General features: G+C 50.9%; 17 protein-coding genes. 3 read left to right on the top strand and 14 right to left on the bottom strand.

Going from position 1 to position 18,346, the window contains the following annotated elements:
* Both JK198_RS03015 and JK198_RS03010 read right to left on the bottom strand, forming a co-directional pair.
* Entirely contained in the window at positions 1–3,837 is a 3,837-nt protein-coding gene (locus JK198_RS03015; RefSeq protein ID WP_212710173.1) for a translocation/assembly module TamB domain-containing protein, read from the bottom strand.
* Entirely contained in the window at positions 3,834–5,549 is a 1,716-nt protein-coding gene (locus JK198_RS03010) for an autotransporter assembly complex family protein (protein ID WP_249213247.1), read from the bottom strand. Before JK198_RS03010 ends, JK198_RS03015 begins: the two co-directional genes overlap by 4 nt.
* Positions 5,550–6,050: 501 nt before the next feature.
* Here JK198_RS03010 and JK198_RS03005 point away from each other — a divergent pair.
* Positions 6,051–7,394 (top strand): hemolysin family protein, encoded by a 1,344-nt coding sequence (locus tag JK198_RS03005; RefSeq protein WP_212707104.1) that lies wholly within the window; start codon positions 6,051–6,053, stop codon positions 7,392–7,394.
* 34 nt (positions 7,395–7,428) lie between these two features.
* Here the strand turns inward: JK198_RS03005 and JK198_RS03000 are convergent, their stop codons facing one another.
* The 3 genes from JK198_RS03000 to fklB form a co-directional block, all read right to left on the bottom strand.
* A complete protein-coding gene (locus JK198_RS03000) occupies positions 7,429–7,635 on the bottom strand; it encodes a DUF1107 domain-containing protein (protein ID WP_212710172.1) in 207 nt (68 codons plus the stop codon).
* A 392-nt stretch (positions 7,636–8,027) separates the two neighbouring features.
* Positions 8,028–8,768, bottom strand: a complete 741-nt coding sequence (gene cysQ, locus JK198_RS02995; RefSeq protein ID WP_212707106.1) for a 3'(2'),5'-bisphosphate nucleotidase CysQ — start codon at positions 8,766–8,768, stop codon at positions 8,028–8,030.
* A gap of 214 nt (positions 8,769–8,982) precedes the next feature.
* On the bottom strand, positions 8,983–9,603 hold the full coding sequence (gene fklB / locus JK198_RS02990; protein ID WP_212707107.1) for a peptidylprolyl isomerase: 621 nt from the start codon (positions 9,601–9,603) through the stop codon (positions 8,983–8,985).
* 322 nt (positions 9,604–9,925) lie between these two features.
* On the opposite strand from fklB, the gene JK198_RS02985 reads away from it, so the two are divergent.
* The gene (locus JK198_RS02985) at positions 9,926–10,468 is read left to right on the top strand and encodes a LysM-like peptidoglycan-binding domain-containing protein (protein ID WP_212707108.1); all 543 of its coding nucleotides are present in this window, start codon (positions 9,926–9,928) and stop codon (positions 10,466–10,468) included.
* Positions 10,469–10,542: 74 nt separating this feature from the next.
* Here the strand turns inward: JK198_RS02985 and rplI are convergent, their stop codons facing one another.
* The 4 genes from rplI to rpsF are packed head-to-tail and all read right to left on the bottom strand — an operon-like array spanning position 10,543 to position 11,983.
* Entirely contained in the window at positions 10,543–10,992 is a 450-nt protein-coding gene (gene rplI, locus JK198_RS02980; RefSeq protein ID WP_212707109.1) for a 50S ribosomal protein L9, read from the bottom strand.
* 39 nt (positions 10,993–11,031) lie between these two features.
* Entirely contained in the window at positions 11,032–11,259 is a 228-nt protein-coding gene (rpsR, locus tag JK198_RS02975) for a 30S ribosomal protein S18 (RefSeq protein ID WP_000135199.1), read from the bottom strand.
* Between the two features lie 4 nt (positions 11,260–11,263).
* On the bottom strand, positions 11,264–11,578 hold the full coding sequence (gene priB, locus JK198_RS02970) for a primosomal replication protein N (RefSeq protein WP_343876917.1): 315 nt from the start codon (positions 11,576–11,578) through the stop codon (positions 11,264–11,266).
* Positions 11,579–11,587: 9 nt separating this feature from the next.
* Positions 11,588–11,983, bottom strand: a complete 396-nt coding sequence (rpsF, locus tag JK198_RS02965) for a 30S ribosomal protein S6 (protein WP_212707111.1) — start codon at positions 11,981–11,983, stop codon at positions 11,588–11,590.
* Positions 11,984–12,222: 239 nt separating this feature from the next.
* Between rpsF and JK198_RS02960 the strand changes: the two genes are divergently transcribed.
* On the top strand, positions 12,223–12,690 hold the full coding sequence (locus JK198_RS02960) for an Ivy family c-type lysozyme inhibitor (protein WP_249213244.1): 468 nt from the start codon (positions 12,223–12,225) through the stop codon (positions 12,688–12,690).
* A gap of 76 nt (positions 12,691–12,766) precedes the next feature.
* Here the strand turns inward: JK198_RS02960 and rlmB are convergent, their stop codons facing one another.
* The 5 genes from rlmB to JK198_RS02935 form a co-directional block, all read right to left on the bottom strand.
* Entirely contained in the window at positions 12,767–13,501 is a 735-nt protein-coding gene (gene rlmB / locus JK198_RS02955) for a 23S rRNA (guanosine(2251)-2'-O)-methyltransferase RlmB (RefSeq protein ID WP_212707112.1), read from the bottom strand.
* Positions 13,502–13,572: 71 nt separating this feature from the next.
* A complete protein-coding gene (rnr, locus tag JK198_RS02950; protein WP_212707113.1) occupies positions 13,573–16,077 on the bottom strand; it encodes a ribonuclease R in 2,505 nt (834 codons plus the stop codon).
* Positions 16,078–16,091: 14 nt separating this feature from the next.
* Positions 16,092–16,535 carry a nitric oxide-sensing transcriptional repressor NsrR gene (gene nsrR / locus JK198_RS02945; RefSeq protein WP_212707114.1) on the bottom strand — a complete coding sequence of 148 codons (444 nt, stop codon included), beginning with the start codon at positions 16,533–16,535 and terminating at the stop codon, positions 16,092–16,094.
* A gap of 195 nt (positions 16,536–16,730) precedes the next feature.
* Entirely contained in the window at positions 16,731–18,029 is a 1,299-nt protein-coding gene (locus JK198_RS02940) for an adenylosuccinate synthase (protein WP_212707115.1), read from the bottom strand.
* Positions 18,030–18,156: 127 nt separating this feature from the next.
* Positions 18,157–18,345 carry a DUF2065 domain-containing protein gene (locus JK198_RS02935; protein WP_212707116.1) on the bottom strand — a complete coding sequence of 63 codons (189 nt, stop codon included), beginning with the start codon at positions 18,343–18,345 and terminating at the stop codon, positions 18,157–18,159.
* Between the last annotated feature and the right edge of the window lies 1 nt (position 18,346).

Below are 18,346 nucleotides of genomic sequence, written 5' to 3'. Positions count from 1 at the left end.
CTAAAACTCAAACTGATAAAGCAAATCAAGTGCCTGATCAACACCAGACACCGCTTCCAAATAGAGTTTAGGCATCAGCCGGTAGCGCAGGGTCAGCGTCGCCAGAGAATCAAACAAGCCGATACCATATTTCACCTGCAGCCCCGGCAGGACATAACCACTGACCTGCACCTGCTGACTATCACCGACCCCTGCGGTATCGAGTGCAAGGTTACTCACACCGAAGGTTTCGCCGATTTTGCCCATTACCTGCCCGCTTTGTGCAACCCCTAATCCAACCAGAGCAGATGTCAGTGCGTTGCCGTCACCGTCACTGCCGAGTCCCTGCCCGCGTAATAAATAAGACAAGGCCGCCTGTTGTGACATCACCGGATCAGAGAACACCTCAACCTTAGGTTCATCTGCCATGCCTGTCACACGGATACCCGCAGTCACATCATCTTCTGTGGCTTCAGGGTTACGGATAGCTTCCAGATTGACATATGGCTGGTCAGGCGGGCCGGAGAACTGTAACTGTCCTTTACGTACCACCAGATCCTGGCCATAGGCATGGAAGCGTCCTGAAGGAATATTAATCTGTCCATTCAGTCCGAGTCCATTTTTATCCTGCAATACTTTCAGGTCTCCCGTCAGACGGGCATTCAAGCCAAAGGCAGACAAACGAACATCATTACCTACATGTATGATTAAATTACTGTTTATAGGAATTGAGGTGGTTTTTGGCTGTATCGGCTGCAGATTCTCATTCAGCATCACCAGATCAGGAGATACGCCGACGGCACTTTCCGGTACCTGCTGTACCGTAATCCGCGCCCAGGGAATATCCACACGGCCATCCAGATTAAAGGCTGCCGGCGTGGCTTCAAACACAAGATCCGGAGAGACATCCATCCTGACCATCGGCGGCACCGTGACACGAATTTTTTCACCTTTGGCAGCAACCCGAGCCCGCCAGTTATCAATCTGAGCCCAGTCAGCATTACCGGTCAGATTCAGGTTTCCCTGCCGGGTCTGAATCAGACCTTCGAGGGTTGAACTGACCCCGTTAAATACCAGTTTCAGGTTCGCCGATGTCATATCAACCGGCATAAAATTGGCATTAATATCAAGGCCGTCCAGCGTAGTCTGACCATAGACCCGCGGGTTCTGCAAATTACCGGATAAACGCAACTGGCTGTTCAGCATACCGGTAATTTGTTCCCCTTTCGCCAGCGCCGGATTAAACAGCCCCAGAGAAAAACCGGCAATATTCACGCTACCACTCAGATTACGGGCCCGTTGCGGATCGCTGATCCGGACACTGCCGTTCAGCTGACCGTTATTAGCAATTTTTACCCGCCAGTCAAGCTGAGCTTTTCCGCCTGCCAGCGAGGCTTTCAGGTTCAGGGCATCAAATGCAATAGGCAGTGTATTGCCCTGCACGTTCTGTTTCACCTCGACACCTTTCCCGCTGAGGGTCACATTACCTTCCGGGAGTCCTCCGTTGGCGGTCCATTTCACCCTGGCATCTCCGCTGAATACACCTTTCAGCTGAGTCTCCGCAGGTAATACCGGTTTTAACATCCCGAGGTCAAACCGGGTCAGTTGTATCCGTGCATGCCCGTCAGCACCGGCGACAATCGGTTCCGGTACACAAATCTGTGCATCAGGATTCAGCCAGCAGTGGCTGCCAATTGTGATCGTTTTCAGGGTATTTTTATAATCCAGGCTGACCGCTTTACTCAGCCGCCATTCGCCAACCGGGGTGTTAAAGCGGGTATTGTTAAGTGATCCCTGCCAGCGCTGTTGCTGGCGATCAAAGCTGCCGGTCAGGGACAACTGACCCGAAACAGGTTCACCGGCCACCGTCAGTTTCAGCTGATGCTGTTTTTCGTTACCATCGGCATCCAGTACCACACTGCTGATGTTAAGGGCATCCTGTTGCAGCTGTGATACCCGTAACGCAAGTTTACCGGCAATCTGCTGGCCGGAACTGACATTGCCTTTAAGGCTGACACGACGAATTTTCAATTGCTGCCAGCGTAACCCCTGTCCGTCAAGATCCGCACGAACTTCAGGCTGCTGTAAGCTACCGCGCGCCAGTATTGTTCCTTTAACCACCCCACCCAGTCCCGGCAATGCATTATCCAGGTGTGACGCATCAATGCTGGCATCCAGGTTAATCTTATCCGACAGAGATCCTTTAATATTCAGCCGGTTTTGTCCCAGTAACAGATCAATACCCGGAATATTCCATTGATTGTAACTGTTGCCGTAAAGTGAACCTTTTACATTCACCGCATTCTGCTTCACATTACCGGTAAGTAACAGTTCAGGTACCCTGATTTGCCAGCTGCCGCCATACAGACTGCCACGGGTTTTAATACTGCCGTTCAGTTTTGCCGGCCAGTCAGGATACTGTCTGGCGGTATTAATACCTGCCAGGGTTAACTCACTGTTCCAGCTGACGGCTTTGGTCCAGTCAACCAGCGCACGTAAATCAACATTTCCTTGTAATGCTGAGATACGCAGTTTATCCAGCGAGAACCGATCCGTATTCCCTTTGCCGTCCAGAGCAATATCTGCGGGAGGTATGCTGTTGCCTGAAACCGCGCTGCGCAGGGAAATCGTGTAGCCCGTCGCTTTCCCCTCAGTAGTCAGTGCCAGATTTTTCACCTGCCAGTCAGGCTCTCCGGTCAGCGGCCAGCGTAATTGCGGGCTGTTTAAACGCAATGAAAAAGGCAGCCCGATGTCAGCCGGACGGGCCATCGCCTGTAACTGTGCTTTCACTGGTCCGGAAAGATTAACTTTCAGATCTACCTGCTGTTTTGCGGCACCACTGACAGTCAGCCTGACTTTCTGGCCTTTTACCGGTGCCATATTGATATCACTGTTCAGTGTCAGGCTGAGCGGCCAGTTATCTCTGAGGCTGGCTTCGCCGCGGGCACTCAGGATCCCCTGCTGTGCGTTTATCTTCAGGGTCTGTAACTCAACTTTATTTTCCTGAATCAGGGCCCGGAGCTGTAAACGATTAACGGTCAGGTCCGTATCCCCGGTCAGACGCAGGTTTTCGCCAAGAATATCCTCAATACGGATATCTATCGGTAAACGGAATTCGGGTAAATTCAGTAGTGGTTTAGCGAATAACGCCCGCAGCATTTCTGCCGGTGATTGCTCCGTAACAGGCTGCGAAGCTGCCGCAGCCACCGGCTGCCCTGTTCCGGACGTTGCCGAAACTGGCGGTGTGACTTTGGCAGCTTGTACGGCAACCGGCCCGGCGGCTGCCTGTGCTGCGGCTGTTTTGCTTTTTGGTAATGCCAGCAGCAGATTTTCTATCCTGGTCGGTGTCAGGGTCAGCTGACGCCCCTGCCAGTGAATCCCGCTCGAGAAACTGCCCAGAGAAATCGCCGTGTCATCGATTTTCAGATTCACATTATCCAGCCCGAGGTGACGTAACACTATCGGATACGGGGTGGAAATGTCGCCACTGCTGCTCTCTTCGGCCGGTTTCTCCGGTGATGCGGGGGCCATTTTGCTGCTGTCCACGACCACGCTGACATCTTTAAGTCCGATGTCATTAACACACACTGAAGAGTGGATCAGACATGACGCATCCAGCGATAAATGAAACTCCCCGCCGGAGACACTGACCCCGGGCATCTGATACGCCAGCCCTTTAATCGTCAGATTTCGCCAGCCACCTTCGACCTGTTGAATCTGTAAACCCGGAACCCAGCGCGCAGCGCTGTTAAGCACCAGATGTAAGCCGGGCGTAGTCCCAATCAGGAAGCCAATAATAACCACCAGCAGTAACAGAAATATCAGGATCCCTGCCAGAACTCTTTTCAATAGCGTCATAACTCCGGCCCCAACCCGATATAAAACTGTAATCCATGCTCGCCTGAATCGCCTACCGGCCGGGCGATATCCAGCTTGATCGGCCCAACCGGTGATGCCCAGCGGATCCCCACTCCGGCACCGGTTTTGAAATCAGAATCTTTGATATTATTGACCGCTTCACCGGAATCGATAAAGACTGCCCCCCACCATTTGCCCGTAAAATTATACTGATACTCGGCCGAACCGGTGGCCATTTTGGAGGCCCCGGTCAGCTTGCCATCAGAATCACGCGGTGAGATATCTTTATATTTATAGCCACGGATACTGCGGTCACCCCCGGCAAAAAAGCGCAGGTCAGGCGGGATACGGTTGAAATTACTGGTTTCTATCCAGCCAAGGTTACCACGGAATACAAAACGGTTTTTTTCGGCCAGGGTACGGATCCAGACATTTTGTGCCTGCATAATGACAAAATCGACATCCGAGCCCCACCCCGTATCAGAAACGTCGACAGAGTAACGCTGAGAGTCCCCCCATGTCGGCATCAGCCCGCCCCGTGAGCGGGTACGGTTAACACTGACCCCCGGATAAATCAGCATCGTATTATCCGATATATTCCCCTGGGTATAGTTATCCAGACTCCAGCGCAGGTTTACCGCTTTTTGCCAGCCCGACTGATTATCCCAGTAGCGGGATACTGCCAGTGTCGAGGTATCAGAACGGGTATCATTCAGGTCGGTACGCTTTACACCGCCCTGTAACAGATAATATTGTTCCAGCGGACTTTTCAGTAACGGTATTTTATAGGTCATGTCGAGCTGTTGTTCCGGCTGCGACAGGTAAGTGCTGACCGACATGCTGTGGCCGTAGTCGTTTACCCAGGGACGTTTCCACGATGCTTTAACATGGGGCCCGACATCAGTTGAGTAACCGATACCCGCTTCGGCGGTATTTTTCACTGCGGGGGTCAGTACCGCACTCACCGGTAGCACCTTATCCTGACGGGACTTACCGAATTCCGGAGATGCCACCACCGAGCTGAACCACCCGGTGGCAGATAAACGGCGGTTGAGTTCGGCTAAGTCCCGGGAACTGTAGTAGTCGCCTTTGTGATAAGGAACCAGCTGGCGCAGATACTCTTCACGGATCTGTGAGCCTGTAAAGCTGACATCACCAAACCGGTAACGCTGCCCGCTGTCATAGTCGATATCCCAGAACGCTTCATGCCGCTCAACCGAAACACCAAGCTGACTTTTTTTAAACTCACCATCAAAATAACCGTTGCGCAGAGCAATGCCGGAGAAGCCGCTTTTAAAGCTGTCGTATTTGCCCTGATTAAGTACCGTACCGACCACCGGACGTCCTGCGGCTATCCACTGTTGGTAATCAGGGTCTTTACTGCCTTCCCCCCCGACCACAATCGTGCTGCCGGCAATCTTTACCGGCGGACCGGCATCAACCTTTACGCGGATGATCGGGTTTTTACGATCCAGAGACTCAGGAGGGGTCGGAAACGTAATTACCGGTTGAAAGTAACCGAGCGCTTGCAGGCTCTGTTTAATGGAATCGGTCAGTCGTGCCTGGAAACGGTTATCCGCCGTAACTTCTTCACTGGCAATCGCTGCCAGACGGATCCGCACATTATTTTGTAATTCACCTGACAATCCCGTCAGTTGTAACTGAACGGTCGCAGCCTGAAGGGCAGGCGCTGTCAAAAGCATTACCGTCATACCAAATAGCGATAAACGTAGACGTGGCACGTAAACTCCTGTTTAAACCGGCCGTTTTCCCGGTGAGCTTTTCCGGCTATCGGTAGCCGGAAAGGCAAAAACAACGAAAAATGAAAAACTAAGATAGTTAGCGGCTATTGTCGATAAATGCTGCAGTTAACACAACACCTGGCAGTAAGATATAACGCTATTTTTCGGTTTAATGACGTAATGATGGCGGTAAAGCTAAGATAAAAAACCAGCACAGACTGTTTTACGACAGATTATTTGGGCGATGAAAATTTGTTCATCTTTCCCTCTGGCGGCCTCTCTGTGGCTGCTGCTATAATCGCTTCTTCAGGAAAGCCTGAGCCGTTCTGTCTGAGAGGTACGCTAATTAAGCTGCCGGACAGACATTTTTGGCGCGGATAGCCGATGTTACTGATATAAGCACTGTCAGCGCACGAGAAGGTCTATGTTGCCCACGCCAAAAATGACAAGAGTATAAACACTGGACCCTTTATGTTAGATAGCTTATTTGTCATTTTATTACTGATAGTCATCAGTTCTTTTTTCTCCCTGTCTGAAATTTCTCTGGCCGCTGCACGCAAAATAAAACTGAAATTGCTGGCAGATGACGGTGATGTCCGTGCCCAGCATATCCTGAAGATGCAGGAATCCCCGGGCATGTTCTTTACCGTAGTACAGATTGGTCTGAACGCGGTTGCCATCCTCGGCGGTATCGTCGGTGATGCTGCATTTTCCCCGGCATTCAGTTCGCTGTTCTCACGCTTCTTTGCACCGGAAATTGCCGATCAGCTGAGTTTTATCTGCTCTTTCACCATCGTCACCAGCCTGTTTATTCTGTTTGCAGACCTGACACCAAAACGTATCGGGATGATTGCACCGGAAGCCATTGCTCTGCGTATCATCCACCCGATGCGTTTTTGTCTGATGATCTTCCGGCCACTGGTGTGGTTTTTTAACGGTATGGCGAATAATATTTTCCGCCTGTTTAAAATTCCAATGGTCCGCAAAGATGACATCACCCCTGATGATATCTACGCGGTCGTCGAAGCCGGGGCGCTGGCCGGGGTACTGCGTAAACAGGAACATGAACTGATTGAAAATGTCTTTGAGCTGGAGTCACGCACTGTGCCTTCATCCATGACATCGCGGGAAAATATTGTCTGGTTCGATTTGAATGAAGATGAAGAAAGTCTGAAGTCAAAAATTGCACAGCACCCGCATTCTAAATTCCTGGTCTGTAATAACGATATTGACCATATTATTGGTTATGTTGACTCCAAGGAGCTATTACTGCGGGTGCTGGGGAATCAGAGCCTGACCCTTAACAGCGGCGTGCAGATCCGCTCTGCACTGATTGTTCCTGACACACTGACCCTGTCTGAAGCGCTGGAAAGCTTTAAATCTGCCGGGGAAGATTTTGCAGTGATCATGAACGAATATGCATTAGTGGTGGGCATTATCACACTGAATGATGTGATGACCACTCTGATGGGTGACCTGGTCGGTCAGGGCTTTGAAGAACAGATCGTTGCCCGTGATGCTAACTCATGGCTGGTCGAAGGAGGAACCCCGATCGATGATGTGATGCGGGTGCTGAACATTGACGAATTTCCCCATTCGGGTAATTACGAAACCATTGGCGGCTTTATGATGTACATGCTGCGTAAAATCCCGAAACGTACCGATTTTGTGATGTTTTCGGGGTATAAGTTCGAAGTGGTGGATATCGACAGCTACCGGATTGACCAGTTACTGGTCACCAGAATAGATGAACGCCCGGCAATGCTGGCCCCTGCCGGCACTATTGTCGCAGACGAGAATATCTCTGCCAGTTAAATGATTCAGGGCGCCTTCCGGCGCCCTGGCTTTATTAACGATACTCAGCCTGTAAACGCAGCACCTGGCGGTTAATTTCCGACATCACATTCAGTTGCTGCTTATCTTTTACAGTCGGCAGTAACAACCTGCCCTTATCGAAGTCAAAAGCCCCGATACCGCGAATATATAAGCGGCCTTTAAACAAAATTTTCACGTATTTAGCGATTTGCAGAGGGTTGTATCGCTGAAAAATCTTCATCCTTTCGATCCTTACTTGCTGATGCCCTGATATCCGCAACCGGATATCACTGCTATGACCACAATTTACCGGTAAATTGTCACACTGCTCAATCAGATAAACCATAAAAATGGTATGGATTAGTCTTATATTTTGTTTATCTATGTTAATACAGTATAAAAATCACATCTGTGCAGTAGCACACAATTATTTAACAACTGATGGCGACATATAATGCCGGGCATATATGTCAGTAAGATGATCACTGCACAGAAGAGTGGCCGTACCGCAGTTAAGGGTGTTGCAGAGAAAAGTGCGTAGCAAGCCGGTAAGGGATACAGCACAGGGCACGCCGGCGCCCCCGCGGGCTGAATAGGATTAGCCCGCCGATGCAGTCCGGCGGGAGAGAATGGTCAGAACACACTGACCCGGAAACCGGGATTGAGGAAGGACTCACGTGGCGTATAATCCAGTGTTTTTCCGGTCCAGTCAGTGACATGCGCCCCGGCAGCTTTTGCTACAGCATGTCCGGCCCCCGTGTCCCAGATATTCGTCGGTCCGAAACGCGGGTAGAGTTGTGCTTTGCCCTCTGCGACCAGACAAAACTTCAGGGATGATCCGACAGACGTGGTCTGATGTTCTCCCAGTTGTTGCAGATACTCTTTCAGTTCACTATCAGCATGGGAACGGCTTACCACAACCAGCGGCGGATTTGCCTGCTGCACCTGAATCTGACGGCGGTCCCCCTGTGTTTCTTTCCAGGCTTTTCCTTCCGCGGCAAAATACATCAGGTCCGTCGCGGGTGCATAGACAACACCTGCAACCGGCACCCCCTGCTCAATCAGGGCGATATTTACCGTGAACTCTCCGTTACGACGTATAAACTCTTTAGTGCCATCGAGCGGATCAACCAGCCAGTAACGCTGCCACTGCTGACGTTCTGGCCAGCTTACGGGTGACTCTTCCGATAGCACCGGAATATCCGGAGTTATTCGGCTCAGCCCGTCGAGGATCACATGATGAGCTGCTATATCCGCGGCGGTCACCGGGGAATTATCTGCTTTATGCAGGATGTCCGGCGGCTGTTCGGCATTATATATCTGCATAATTTCCACACCGGCTGCTCTCGCTAACTGACAGAGTTGTTCCAGCATTATTCACCCCCTTCATGTTCGGCACCCCACAGAGAAGTGCGCCGTCATTAGTTGTCGTTTTTTCAGTGTACCGTATTTTCTCTGCTGACGCAGAGAGGGTGGCGGGAACAGATATCGCTGACAACACCCTGAGCGAATCCGTCATCCCGCGCCAGGTCTACGGGCGCAGGCAAAAAAAACCGGCCCTGTGGCCGGTTCAGATTAATGCAGTGAATTACAGAATATCCAGTAACTCTACTTCGAAGACCAGAGTGCTCAGCGGAGGAATTGATGCACCGGCACCACGCTCGCCGTATGCCAGCTGCTGAGGGATCACCAGCTCCCACTTCGAGCCTACCGGCATCAGGGTCAGAGCTTCAATCCAGCCCGCGATAACGCCGCTGACAGGGAATTCTGCCGGTTCACCACGCTGTACAGAACTGTCGAATACGGTGCCATCGATCAGTTTGCCTGTATAGTGTACGCGGACACGATCCTGACGCGAAGGTATCGCACCTTCACCCTGAGTCAGTACGCGGAATTGCAGACCAGACTCAGTGCTGCTGACGCCTTCACGCTGACGATTTTCTTCAAGATATTTCAGCCCTTCTGCTGCCATAACCTGAGTACGTTCCTGACGAACCGCTTCAGCGCGTTCATGAACTTCACGCAGTGCGCGATGTACGACGTCCACAGGGACAGCCGGCGAATTTCCTTCCAGCGCATCACGCAGGCCGGCGAGTAAAGCTTCAGGCTGTAACCCTTGTAAACCTGATTCCAGCAGTTGCTGCCCGACCTGCAGACCAATACCGTAACTAGCCTGTGCTTCAACGCTATCAAAAGAAAGAGTCGTCATTTCTGTTCCTGATTTATCTTAAAAAAGTGAAACGGCAGCATAACAGCGCACGCCGCCGGGGTAAAACCGAACCTGCTGCTGGTGACTTTTTTTTCTGAAAGATGAACAATAGTCAGCTTAAGGTGCGTATATCCGCCGGCCGGTGATAACTACGACGGCAGTTCAGCATCGCGACTATCATTATCTGTGTAAGAAGAGAGACAAAATGGGCCAATTTGCCCGCCGTAATCCCCCTGTCACCCGGAACCGCGTAGCCGCTGTCCTGAGGGCCGCACGCCCCGCAGCCATACGCAAATTAATTACCCCGCAACAGGACACTACTATGCGGAAACAGAAAAAAAATATCAGTCCGGATTCACTGATTAGTAATATCCGGCAATGGCCAGAAAAGTTGCACTGGCTGGATCCCCTGCCGCTGACTCACCGCTGGGGAATATTTATCGGTCTGTTGCTGATAATCACGGGTTTTTTATTACCGGGTCAGTCCACGCAATTTCCGGTACAACGGTCCGTGAATACTTCACAGGCGATAATGCAGGCACAGCTGGATAATAGCAGTGATAGCTCGTCATCGTTGCCAGCCCCTTCGTCAGATGATCCGCAGGGACAATGGCATAATTACCAGATAAGCGATGGGCAGACGCTGGCTCAGCTATTCCGTGATAATAATTTACCGGTCAGTGATGTGTTTGCGATGGCAAACGCAGAGGGTACAGATAAGCCTTTAAGTAATTTACAGGCAGGACAGCAGATTCGGCTGCGGATTAATGCCCGTGGCACCGTGACAGCCCTGACACTGAATAACAGCAACGGACCCGTGCTTTTTACCCGTCAGAGCAACGGCAGCTTTATCCGGGCGCAGTAAAACTGTCTGTCATGCAGGCGGACTGTACAAACAAAAACGCCGGCACAAGGCCGGCGTTTTCGCATTACTGCAAATTATGCAGCAACGACGTTAACAACCAGTTTAGCAACTACTTCGCTATGAACCTGGAAATTAACTTCGTATTCGCCGGTAGAGCGCAGAACGCCTTCGGCTAAACGAACTTCGCTTTTCGCAACGTCAACGCCGGCAGCAGATACTGCATCAGCGATATCGCGTGCGCCGATAGAACCAAACAGTCTGCCACCGTCACCGGCTTTAGAAGTAATGGTTACTGTCGCCAGTGCGTTGATTTTCTCAGCACGGGCATTGGCAGCAGCCTGAGTTTCAGCCTGTTTAGCTTCCAGCTCAGCACGACGAGCTTCGAAAAACTCGATGTTAGTTTTAGTTGCAGGGACAGCTTTACCCTGTGGAACCAGGAAGTTACGAGCGTAGCCCGCTTTTACGTTTACCTGATCACCCAGGTTACCCAGGTTTGTTACTTTATCAAGCAGAATAACTTGCATTACCTTATCCTCTCAAAGTCGTTAATGGACAGTGGCCGATTACTGATGACGATCAGTGTACGGCAGCAGAGACAGGTAGCGCGCGCGCTTGATAGCACGGGCCAGCTGACGCTGGTATTTTGCGCGAGTACCGGTAATACGGCTCGGTACAATTTTGCCACTTTCAGTGATGTAGTTTTTCAGCGTTGCGATATCTTTATAATCGATCTCTTGAACGCCTTCCGCGGTGAAACGGCAGAACTTGCGACGACGGAAATAACGTGCCATTAGGCTAGTCTCCAGAATCTATCAATTCAATCTGCTCGGCATGTAACACTATTCGGCTTTGTCCTGTCGCTGCCTGATGGCAATGCAGGAAACCTTCCAGAATAAGTTGCGTGCCGACCGTTATATGTTGAGTAATCTGCTGATGTTCGTTACCACTGACAATAACAGGGATACGACACCATGCATGCCGGGATAATCCGGCTTCCTCCTGTAAGGATTTATGCTCAAGCACAAACTGACAGTGAGGAATTCCTGAGGGGCTGGTCTTTCTGACAACCTTGCCACAGACATTGCCGGACAGGTGCAGACGATTAGCCACCCTCATGGATTACTCTTCAGTTTCCTCAGCATCTGAGTCATCAGTGGTTTCGTTAGCGAAGTCTTCACGACGATCACGACGTTCTTCTTTCGCTTTAACCATTGGTGACGCTTCAGTTACCGCGTTTTTAACGCGCATAACCATGCTACGGATAACGGCGTCGTTGAAGCGGAAATTAGTTTCCAGCTCATCGATAACACTCTGCGGAGCTTCAACGTTCAACAGAACGTAGTGTGCTTTGTGCAGTTTGTTGATCGGGTAAGCCAGCTGACGGCGACCCCAGTCTTCCAGACGGTGGATCGTGCCTTCTGCACCGGTGATAGCACCAGTGTAACGCTCGATCATTCCTGGAACCTGCTCGCTCTGGTCAGGATGGACCATAAATACGATTTCGTAATGACGCATCGGTTGCTCCTTACGGATTATTCAGCCTCCTGTCAGGGTCAGCCGCGGCCCATGGAAGCAAGGAACGTGTTTAAGTGCGGCCGAAAAATTGACGCGTAATAATACTGACCCTGAGGGCGAAATTCAAGCAATTAAATCACGAATAATGACAAAGATTGCATCACCATAATATGGCGTAGCAGCGATTAGCGGCACTACCGCTAACAGACTATAATAATGCCACTTTACAGGAGGAACAGATGAAGATGATATTCCGGATGTTCTGTGCTGCAACCCTTTGTTCGGCAGTAACTTTCCCGGCCGTCGCAGGGCAGCAAACCAGCTTAAATACGCTTATCCATAGCCCGCAGGGCCGTCAGCAATTTTCACAGCTGGTCACAGGACAACATCTGCCTGACTGGGTAAAGAAAGGAGGGACCGAAACGCCGGCACAGCCGGTGACGCTGAACGGTGAGCGGTATCAGGTATATTATGCCTGTAAACCGCATAACTGCTCTGCCGAACAGTTCGCCCTGCTTTACTCGCCGGCAGAAGGCACAATGAGTGGTGTATTTGTTCGTCATGATGAAAGACGTCATACGGAGCAATTACTCTGGCTGAACCTGAGTGACAAATTATCCATTGATGGCAGAACCGTATTATATGCGGCCATTACCGGCAGCCTGGAAAATCACCCTGATGATTTCAACTATACCGCCAGCCACTGACTGACAGCCCGGCCGGTGGCAGAGTAAAGCAATATTCTGTGCCACGCCGGGAGCACTCCCGGCACAGCAGCTGTAGTTATGACTGACGCTGGCGTACCGCTTCGAACAGACAGATTCCTGTCGCCACCGATACATTCAGTGATGACACACTGCCCGACATAGGAATACTGATAAGTTCATCACAGTGTTCACGGGTCAGACGGCGCATTCCGTCACCTTCTGCTCCCATCACCAGTGCCATAGGTCCGGTCATTTTACTCTGGTACAGATTGTGGTCGGCTTCGCCGGCAGTGCCGACAATCCACACATGGTAGTCCTGCAACAAACGCATGGTACGAGCCAGGTTAGTTACACGGATCAAAGGCACCGATTCGGCAGCACCACAGGCGACTTTCCTGGCGGTCGCGTTCAGTGAAGCAGAACGGTCTTTCGGTACGATGACCGCATGGACTCCGGCCGCATCAGCACTACGCAGGCATGCGCCCAGGTTATGCGGATCCGTCACTCCGTCGAGGATCAACAGGAAAGGCTGTTCAGTTTTTTCCAGCAAATCAGGCAGATCACCTTCCTGATAATGACGGCCGGGTTTAACGCTGGCAATAATCCCCTGGTGAACTGCGCCTTCGGCTTTGCTGTCCAACCACTGGCGGGTCGCTACCTGAACAGCAACCCCCTGAGCTTCCAGTGCGGCGACCAGCGGTTGCAGACGGCGATCATCGCGCCCTTTCAGAATAAATACTTCCTGAAAACGTTGCGGGTCACGCTCCAGTAAGGCCTCTACGGCATGAATACCAAAAATAATTTCGCTCATAACTCAGTTCAATGGTTGGACGTTAATAACAGGCGCTTTCCGGGGGACGGAAAGCGCCCTGAATAAGGGAATCAGTCAGCTTTCTTCGCGACTGCTTTGCCCTTTCTGGCTGCACGTTTCGCTTTAGTTGCTGCCGCGATTTTACGTGTTTTCTCTGATACTTTTTTGCCTTTTTTCACCGGTTGTGCCGGAGTTTCGGGCTGGCTGCTGTTCTGCGCAATTTTCTTTTTTGCAGAACGCTTTTTTCCTGATTTCTTTTTATCCGCGCGGAAGCTGCTGTCAGCCTCAAAGTTCTTTGCTGACCCCGTTTCGCGGCGACGCTTACCGGCAGAAGATGCCGATTGTTTTTCTTTCTCACGGGCGGTTTTACCTGCTCCGCGAGGCTGACGCTTACTGGAGATCAGCGCAAAATCAATCTTACGCTCATCCATATGTACCGCATCGACCCGGATCTCGACAATATCACCCAACCGGTAGGTGTGTGCACCGGACTCGCCGATCAACCGCTGACCTACCGCATCAAAACGGTAATAGTCATTATCCAGCGTCGAAACGTGTACCAGGCCATCGATAAACAGATCATTGAGGCGTACAAAAAAGCCGAAGCCGGTCACACTGGAAATCACACCGCTAAAGGTATTCCCCACCTGATCCTGCATAAAGTCGCATTTCAGCCAGTCGGCAACATCACGGGTCGCTTCATCAGCCCGGCGCTCAGTCATTGAACAGTGCTGACCTAATTGCAGCATCTGTTGCAGATCATAGTGATAGCCGCCGGTCGGTGTACTGTTTGCTTGTAATTCCCCGGCATTTTTCGCCAGCAGATACTTGATTGCACGGTGCAATAACAAATCCGGATAGCGACGGATAGGCGACGTAAAGTGCGCATAGGAGGCAAGTGCCAGACCGAAGTGCCCCCGGTTTTCCGGATCATAAACCGCCTGCTTCATCGAACGCAGCAGCATGGTCTGTAACATTTCCGCATCCGGCCGGTCGGCAATTTTTTCCAGCAACTCAGAATAATCGAGCGGAGCGGGTTTGTTCCCCCCTGACAGGCTCAGGCCCAGCTCACTAAGGACCGTACGGAAGCTCTTGATACTGTCTTCTGAAGGTCGATCATGGTCACGGAATAACGCAGGTTCCTGGTATTTTTCGACAAAACGTGCTGAGGCAATATTAGCCAGGATCATACATTCTTCGATAAGTTTATGGGCATCATTACGTACCGTACGCTCAACCCGTTCAATACGGCGTTCCGCATTGAAAATAAACTTAGCTTCTTCAGTTTCGAAAGAAATGCCTCCGCGCTGAGCACGGGAGGTTTCCAGCACCTGGTACATACGATGCAGTTCTTCCAGGTCACCGACCAGTGGTGCGTAATGTTCACGCAATTCCTGATCCCCCTGCAGAATATTCCAGACCTTGTTATAGGTCAGGCGGGCATGGGAATTCATTACCGCTTCGTAGTGTTTATAACCACTCAGTTTACCGGCCGCAGAAATCGTCATTTCACACACCATACACAGACGATCGACCTGCGGATTCAGTGAACACAATCCGTTAGACAGGACTTCCGGCAGCATAGGTACGACCTGTGAAGGGAAATACACGGAGGTGCCGCGCTGCTGAGCTTCATTGTCCAGTTCACTGCCGGGACGAACATAGTAACTGACATCGGCAATCGCAACCCACAGCCGCCAGCCGCCACCCCGTTTTTTCTGGCAGTAGACCGCATCATCAAAATCACGGGCATCTTCGCCATCGATGGTGACTAACGGCAGGTGACGTAAATCGATGCGTCCGGCTTTCGCCTGCTCCGGAACCTGCTCGCTAAGCGCAGCCATTTGCTGCTCAACGGCTTCCGGCCAGCTGTGGGGAATTTCATGGGTACGCAGGGCCATATCCACGGCCAGGCTGGTGCCCATATCATCGCCAAGGATCTCGATCACCCGGCCAATGGCTTTCGCGCGGCGGGTCGGACGTTTTTCAAGTTCGACCACAACCACTGCCCCCATCCGCGCATTCAGGGTAAATTCCGGTTCAATAAGAATATCAAAACTCAGACGGCTATCATCGGGCACCACAAAACCGGCACCGGCGTCGACAAAGTAACGTCCGACAATCTGGTTATTGCGGGGTTCAACCACCCGCACCACCCTGGCTTCACGCCGGCCTTTACGGTCGGAACCTCCTGGCTGAGCCAGAATAATGTCGCCATGCATACAGAATTTCATCTGCTCAGCTGACAGATACAGGTCATCTTTGGAATTTTCTATCCGCAGGAAACCGTAGCCGTCACGGTGCCCTATCACTTTACCGCGCAGCAAATCCAGCCGTTCCGGTAAGGCATAGCACTGACGACGGGTAAAAACTAATTGTCCGTCGCGCTCCATCGCTCTCAGGCGGCGGCGCAACGCTTCGATCTGTTCTTCACCGCTGATACCCAGCTCACGGCCGAGTTCTTCACGGTTAGCAGGTTTTTCACGTTTATCTAAATGGGCAAGGATAAATTCCCTGCTGGGGATCGGATTATCATATTTTTCCGCTTCCCGTTGCTGAAAAGGGTCTTTTGACACAGGTACCTCCAATGTCATGAATGTGTATTTACCACAGCGGCATCCGTGATAAAAATTTTATATAAGTTGTCGTTATTTTGAACGATATCCGCAAGCGTATAGTTATCCAGTTCTTTCAGAAATTGTTCCATTGCACTATGTAACGCTGCTTTCAGGCGGCAGGCCGGGGTAATAGCACACTCATCACAATTCACTAGCTGTAAAGGTTCTAACTTTCGTACTACTTCACCGAGATTAATCGCTTGTGCAGGCATGCCAAGACGAATACCACCATGCTTTCCGCGACTGGTCTGAACAAAGCCCTCGCGGCTTAACTGGTTAATAATTTTAACCATATGGTGTCGCGAAACGCCATAGACATCCGTCACTTCAGTGATACTTGTCATCTGCTGCTCCGGTAAGGTTGCCATAAAAATCAACGCCCGAAGACCGTAATCTGTAAAGCTGGTTAGCTGCACTGTTTCCTCATCGTGTTCGCCGGATAAAAATGGCGCAGTGATTAAGCAAAAGGAACCTCTGTATATTGATAATAAACCAGAGTTCAGGATGCCGGAGAATTATTTAAACAACCAATGAACCGGATCAGAAAACAGGAGGAAAGGAAAACGCTGGCAGGAAAGACAAAGGCCGGAATAATTCCGGCCTGAGTATGATTAAGCATCAAACGGGTCGCGCAAAATCATCGTTTCACTACGGTCAGGACCGGTTGAAATAATATCCACCGGTACGCCGGTCAGTTCTTCAATACGTTTAATATAGTCATGGGCAGCTTTCGGCAATCCTTCCGGTGTTTTAACGCCGAAAGTTGTTTCGCTCCAGCCAGGCATTGTTTCATAAATTGGCTCAATACCTTCCCAGCCTTCTGCTGCCAGCGGAGTCGTCGTCACTTCACGACCATCCGGCATCCGGTAACCGACACAGATCTTAACGGTTTCCAGACCATCCAGTACATCCAGCTTAGTCAGACAGAAACCTGACAGGGAGTTGATTTGCACCGCACGGCGCACTGCGACTGCATCCAGCCAGCCAGTACGACGACGGCGGCCGGTGGTGGCACCAAACTCATTACCTTTCTGTCCCAGGAACTCACCCGTTTCATCAAACAGTTCGGTCGGGAACGGACCCGCACCGACACGGGTTGAATAGGCTTTCACGATACCCAGCACATAATCAACATAACGCGGGCCCAGACCTGAACCGGTCGCAACACCCCCGGCGGTGGTATTCGATGAAGTCACATACGGATAAGTACCGTGATCGATATCCAGCAATGTCCCCTGAGCACCTTCAAACATAACCAGATCACCGCGTTTACGGGCGTTATCCAGTAATTCAGAAACGTCCACCACCATGCCGGTCAGAATGTCGGCGATCGCCAGAACATCATCGAGGACTTTCTGGTATTCAACCGGTTCGGCTTTGTAATAATGGACCAGCTGGAAGTTGTAATATTCAACAATTTCTTTCAGCTTAACGGCGAACGTTTCTTTATCAAACAGGTCACCTACACGTAAACCGCGGCGGGCCACTTTATCTTCATAAGCAGGGCCAATACCACGTCCGGTAGTCCCGATGGCTTTATCGCCGCGCGCTTTTTCGCGAGCCAGATCCATCGCCACATGATATTGCAGAATTAACGGACAAGCTTCAGATAACAGCAGACGTTCGCGTACCGGTATACCGCGATCTTCCAGGCCTTTCATCTCTTTCATCAATGCTTCAGGAGACAAAACCACGCCATTACCAATAATGCTGGTAACGTTATCGCGCAGGATACCTGATGGAATTAAGTGGAGGACGGTTTTTTCACCGTTGATGACCAGTGTGTGACCGGCATTGTGGCCACCCTGATAGCGAACAACATATTTCGCACGTTCAGTCAGAAGATCTACGATTTTACCTTTGCCTTCGTCACCCCATTGGGTGCCAAGTACGACGACGTTCTTACCCATTTTCCAAAACCACCGATTGCTTAAAAAAGGATTCTACCATCTGAAATAGTCTCTTTCAGCATTTTTAGCATACGGTTGCGTACTTTTTTTGCGGTGATTTTATTCAGTATCGTAAAACCCGCAGACTTCAGCGACTGACCATATAATAGATCACGATTCCCGCGACCACCAGTCCGCCACCGAAACGTCGTAATACGTTATCAGGCAGTTTTACCATCGCGGCAATAAATTTACGCCAGCCTCCGGGATAGAGCATCGGCCCGAGGCCTTCCAGAACCAATACCAGCGCTAACGCCATCCAGATTGTTGTATTCATC

It is taken from the genome of Tatumella sp. JGM91 (assembly GCF_018257575.1).
GTDB classification, from domain to species: domain Bacteria; phylum Pseudomonadota; class Gammaproteobacteria; order Enterobacterales; family Enterobacteriaceae; genus Tatumella; species Tatumella punctata.
The sequence above is the reverse complement of the archived record's forward strand: the minus strand, read 5'-3'. Positions and strand labels throughout refer to the sequence as shown.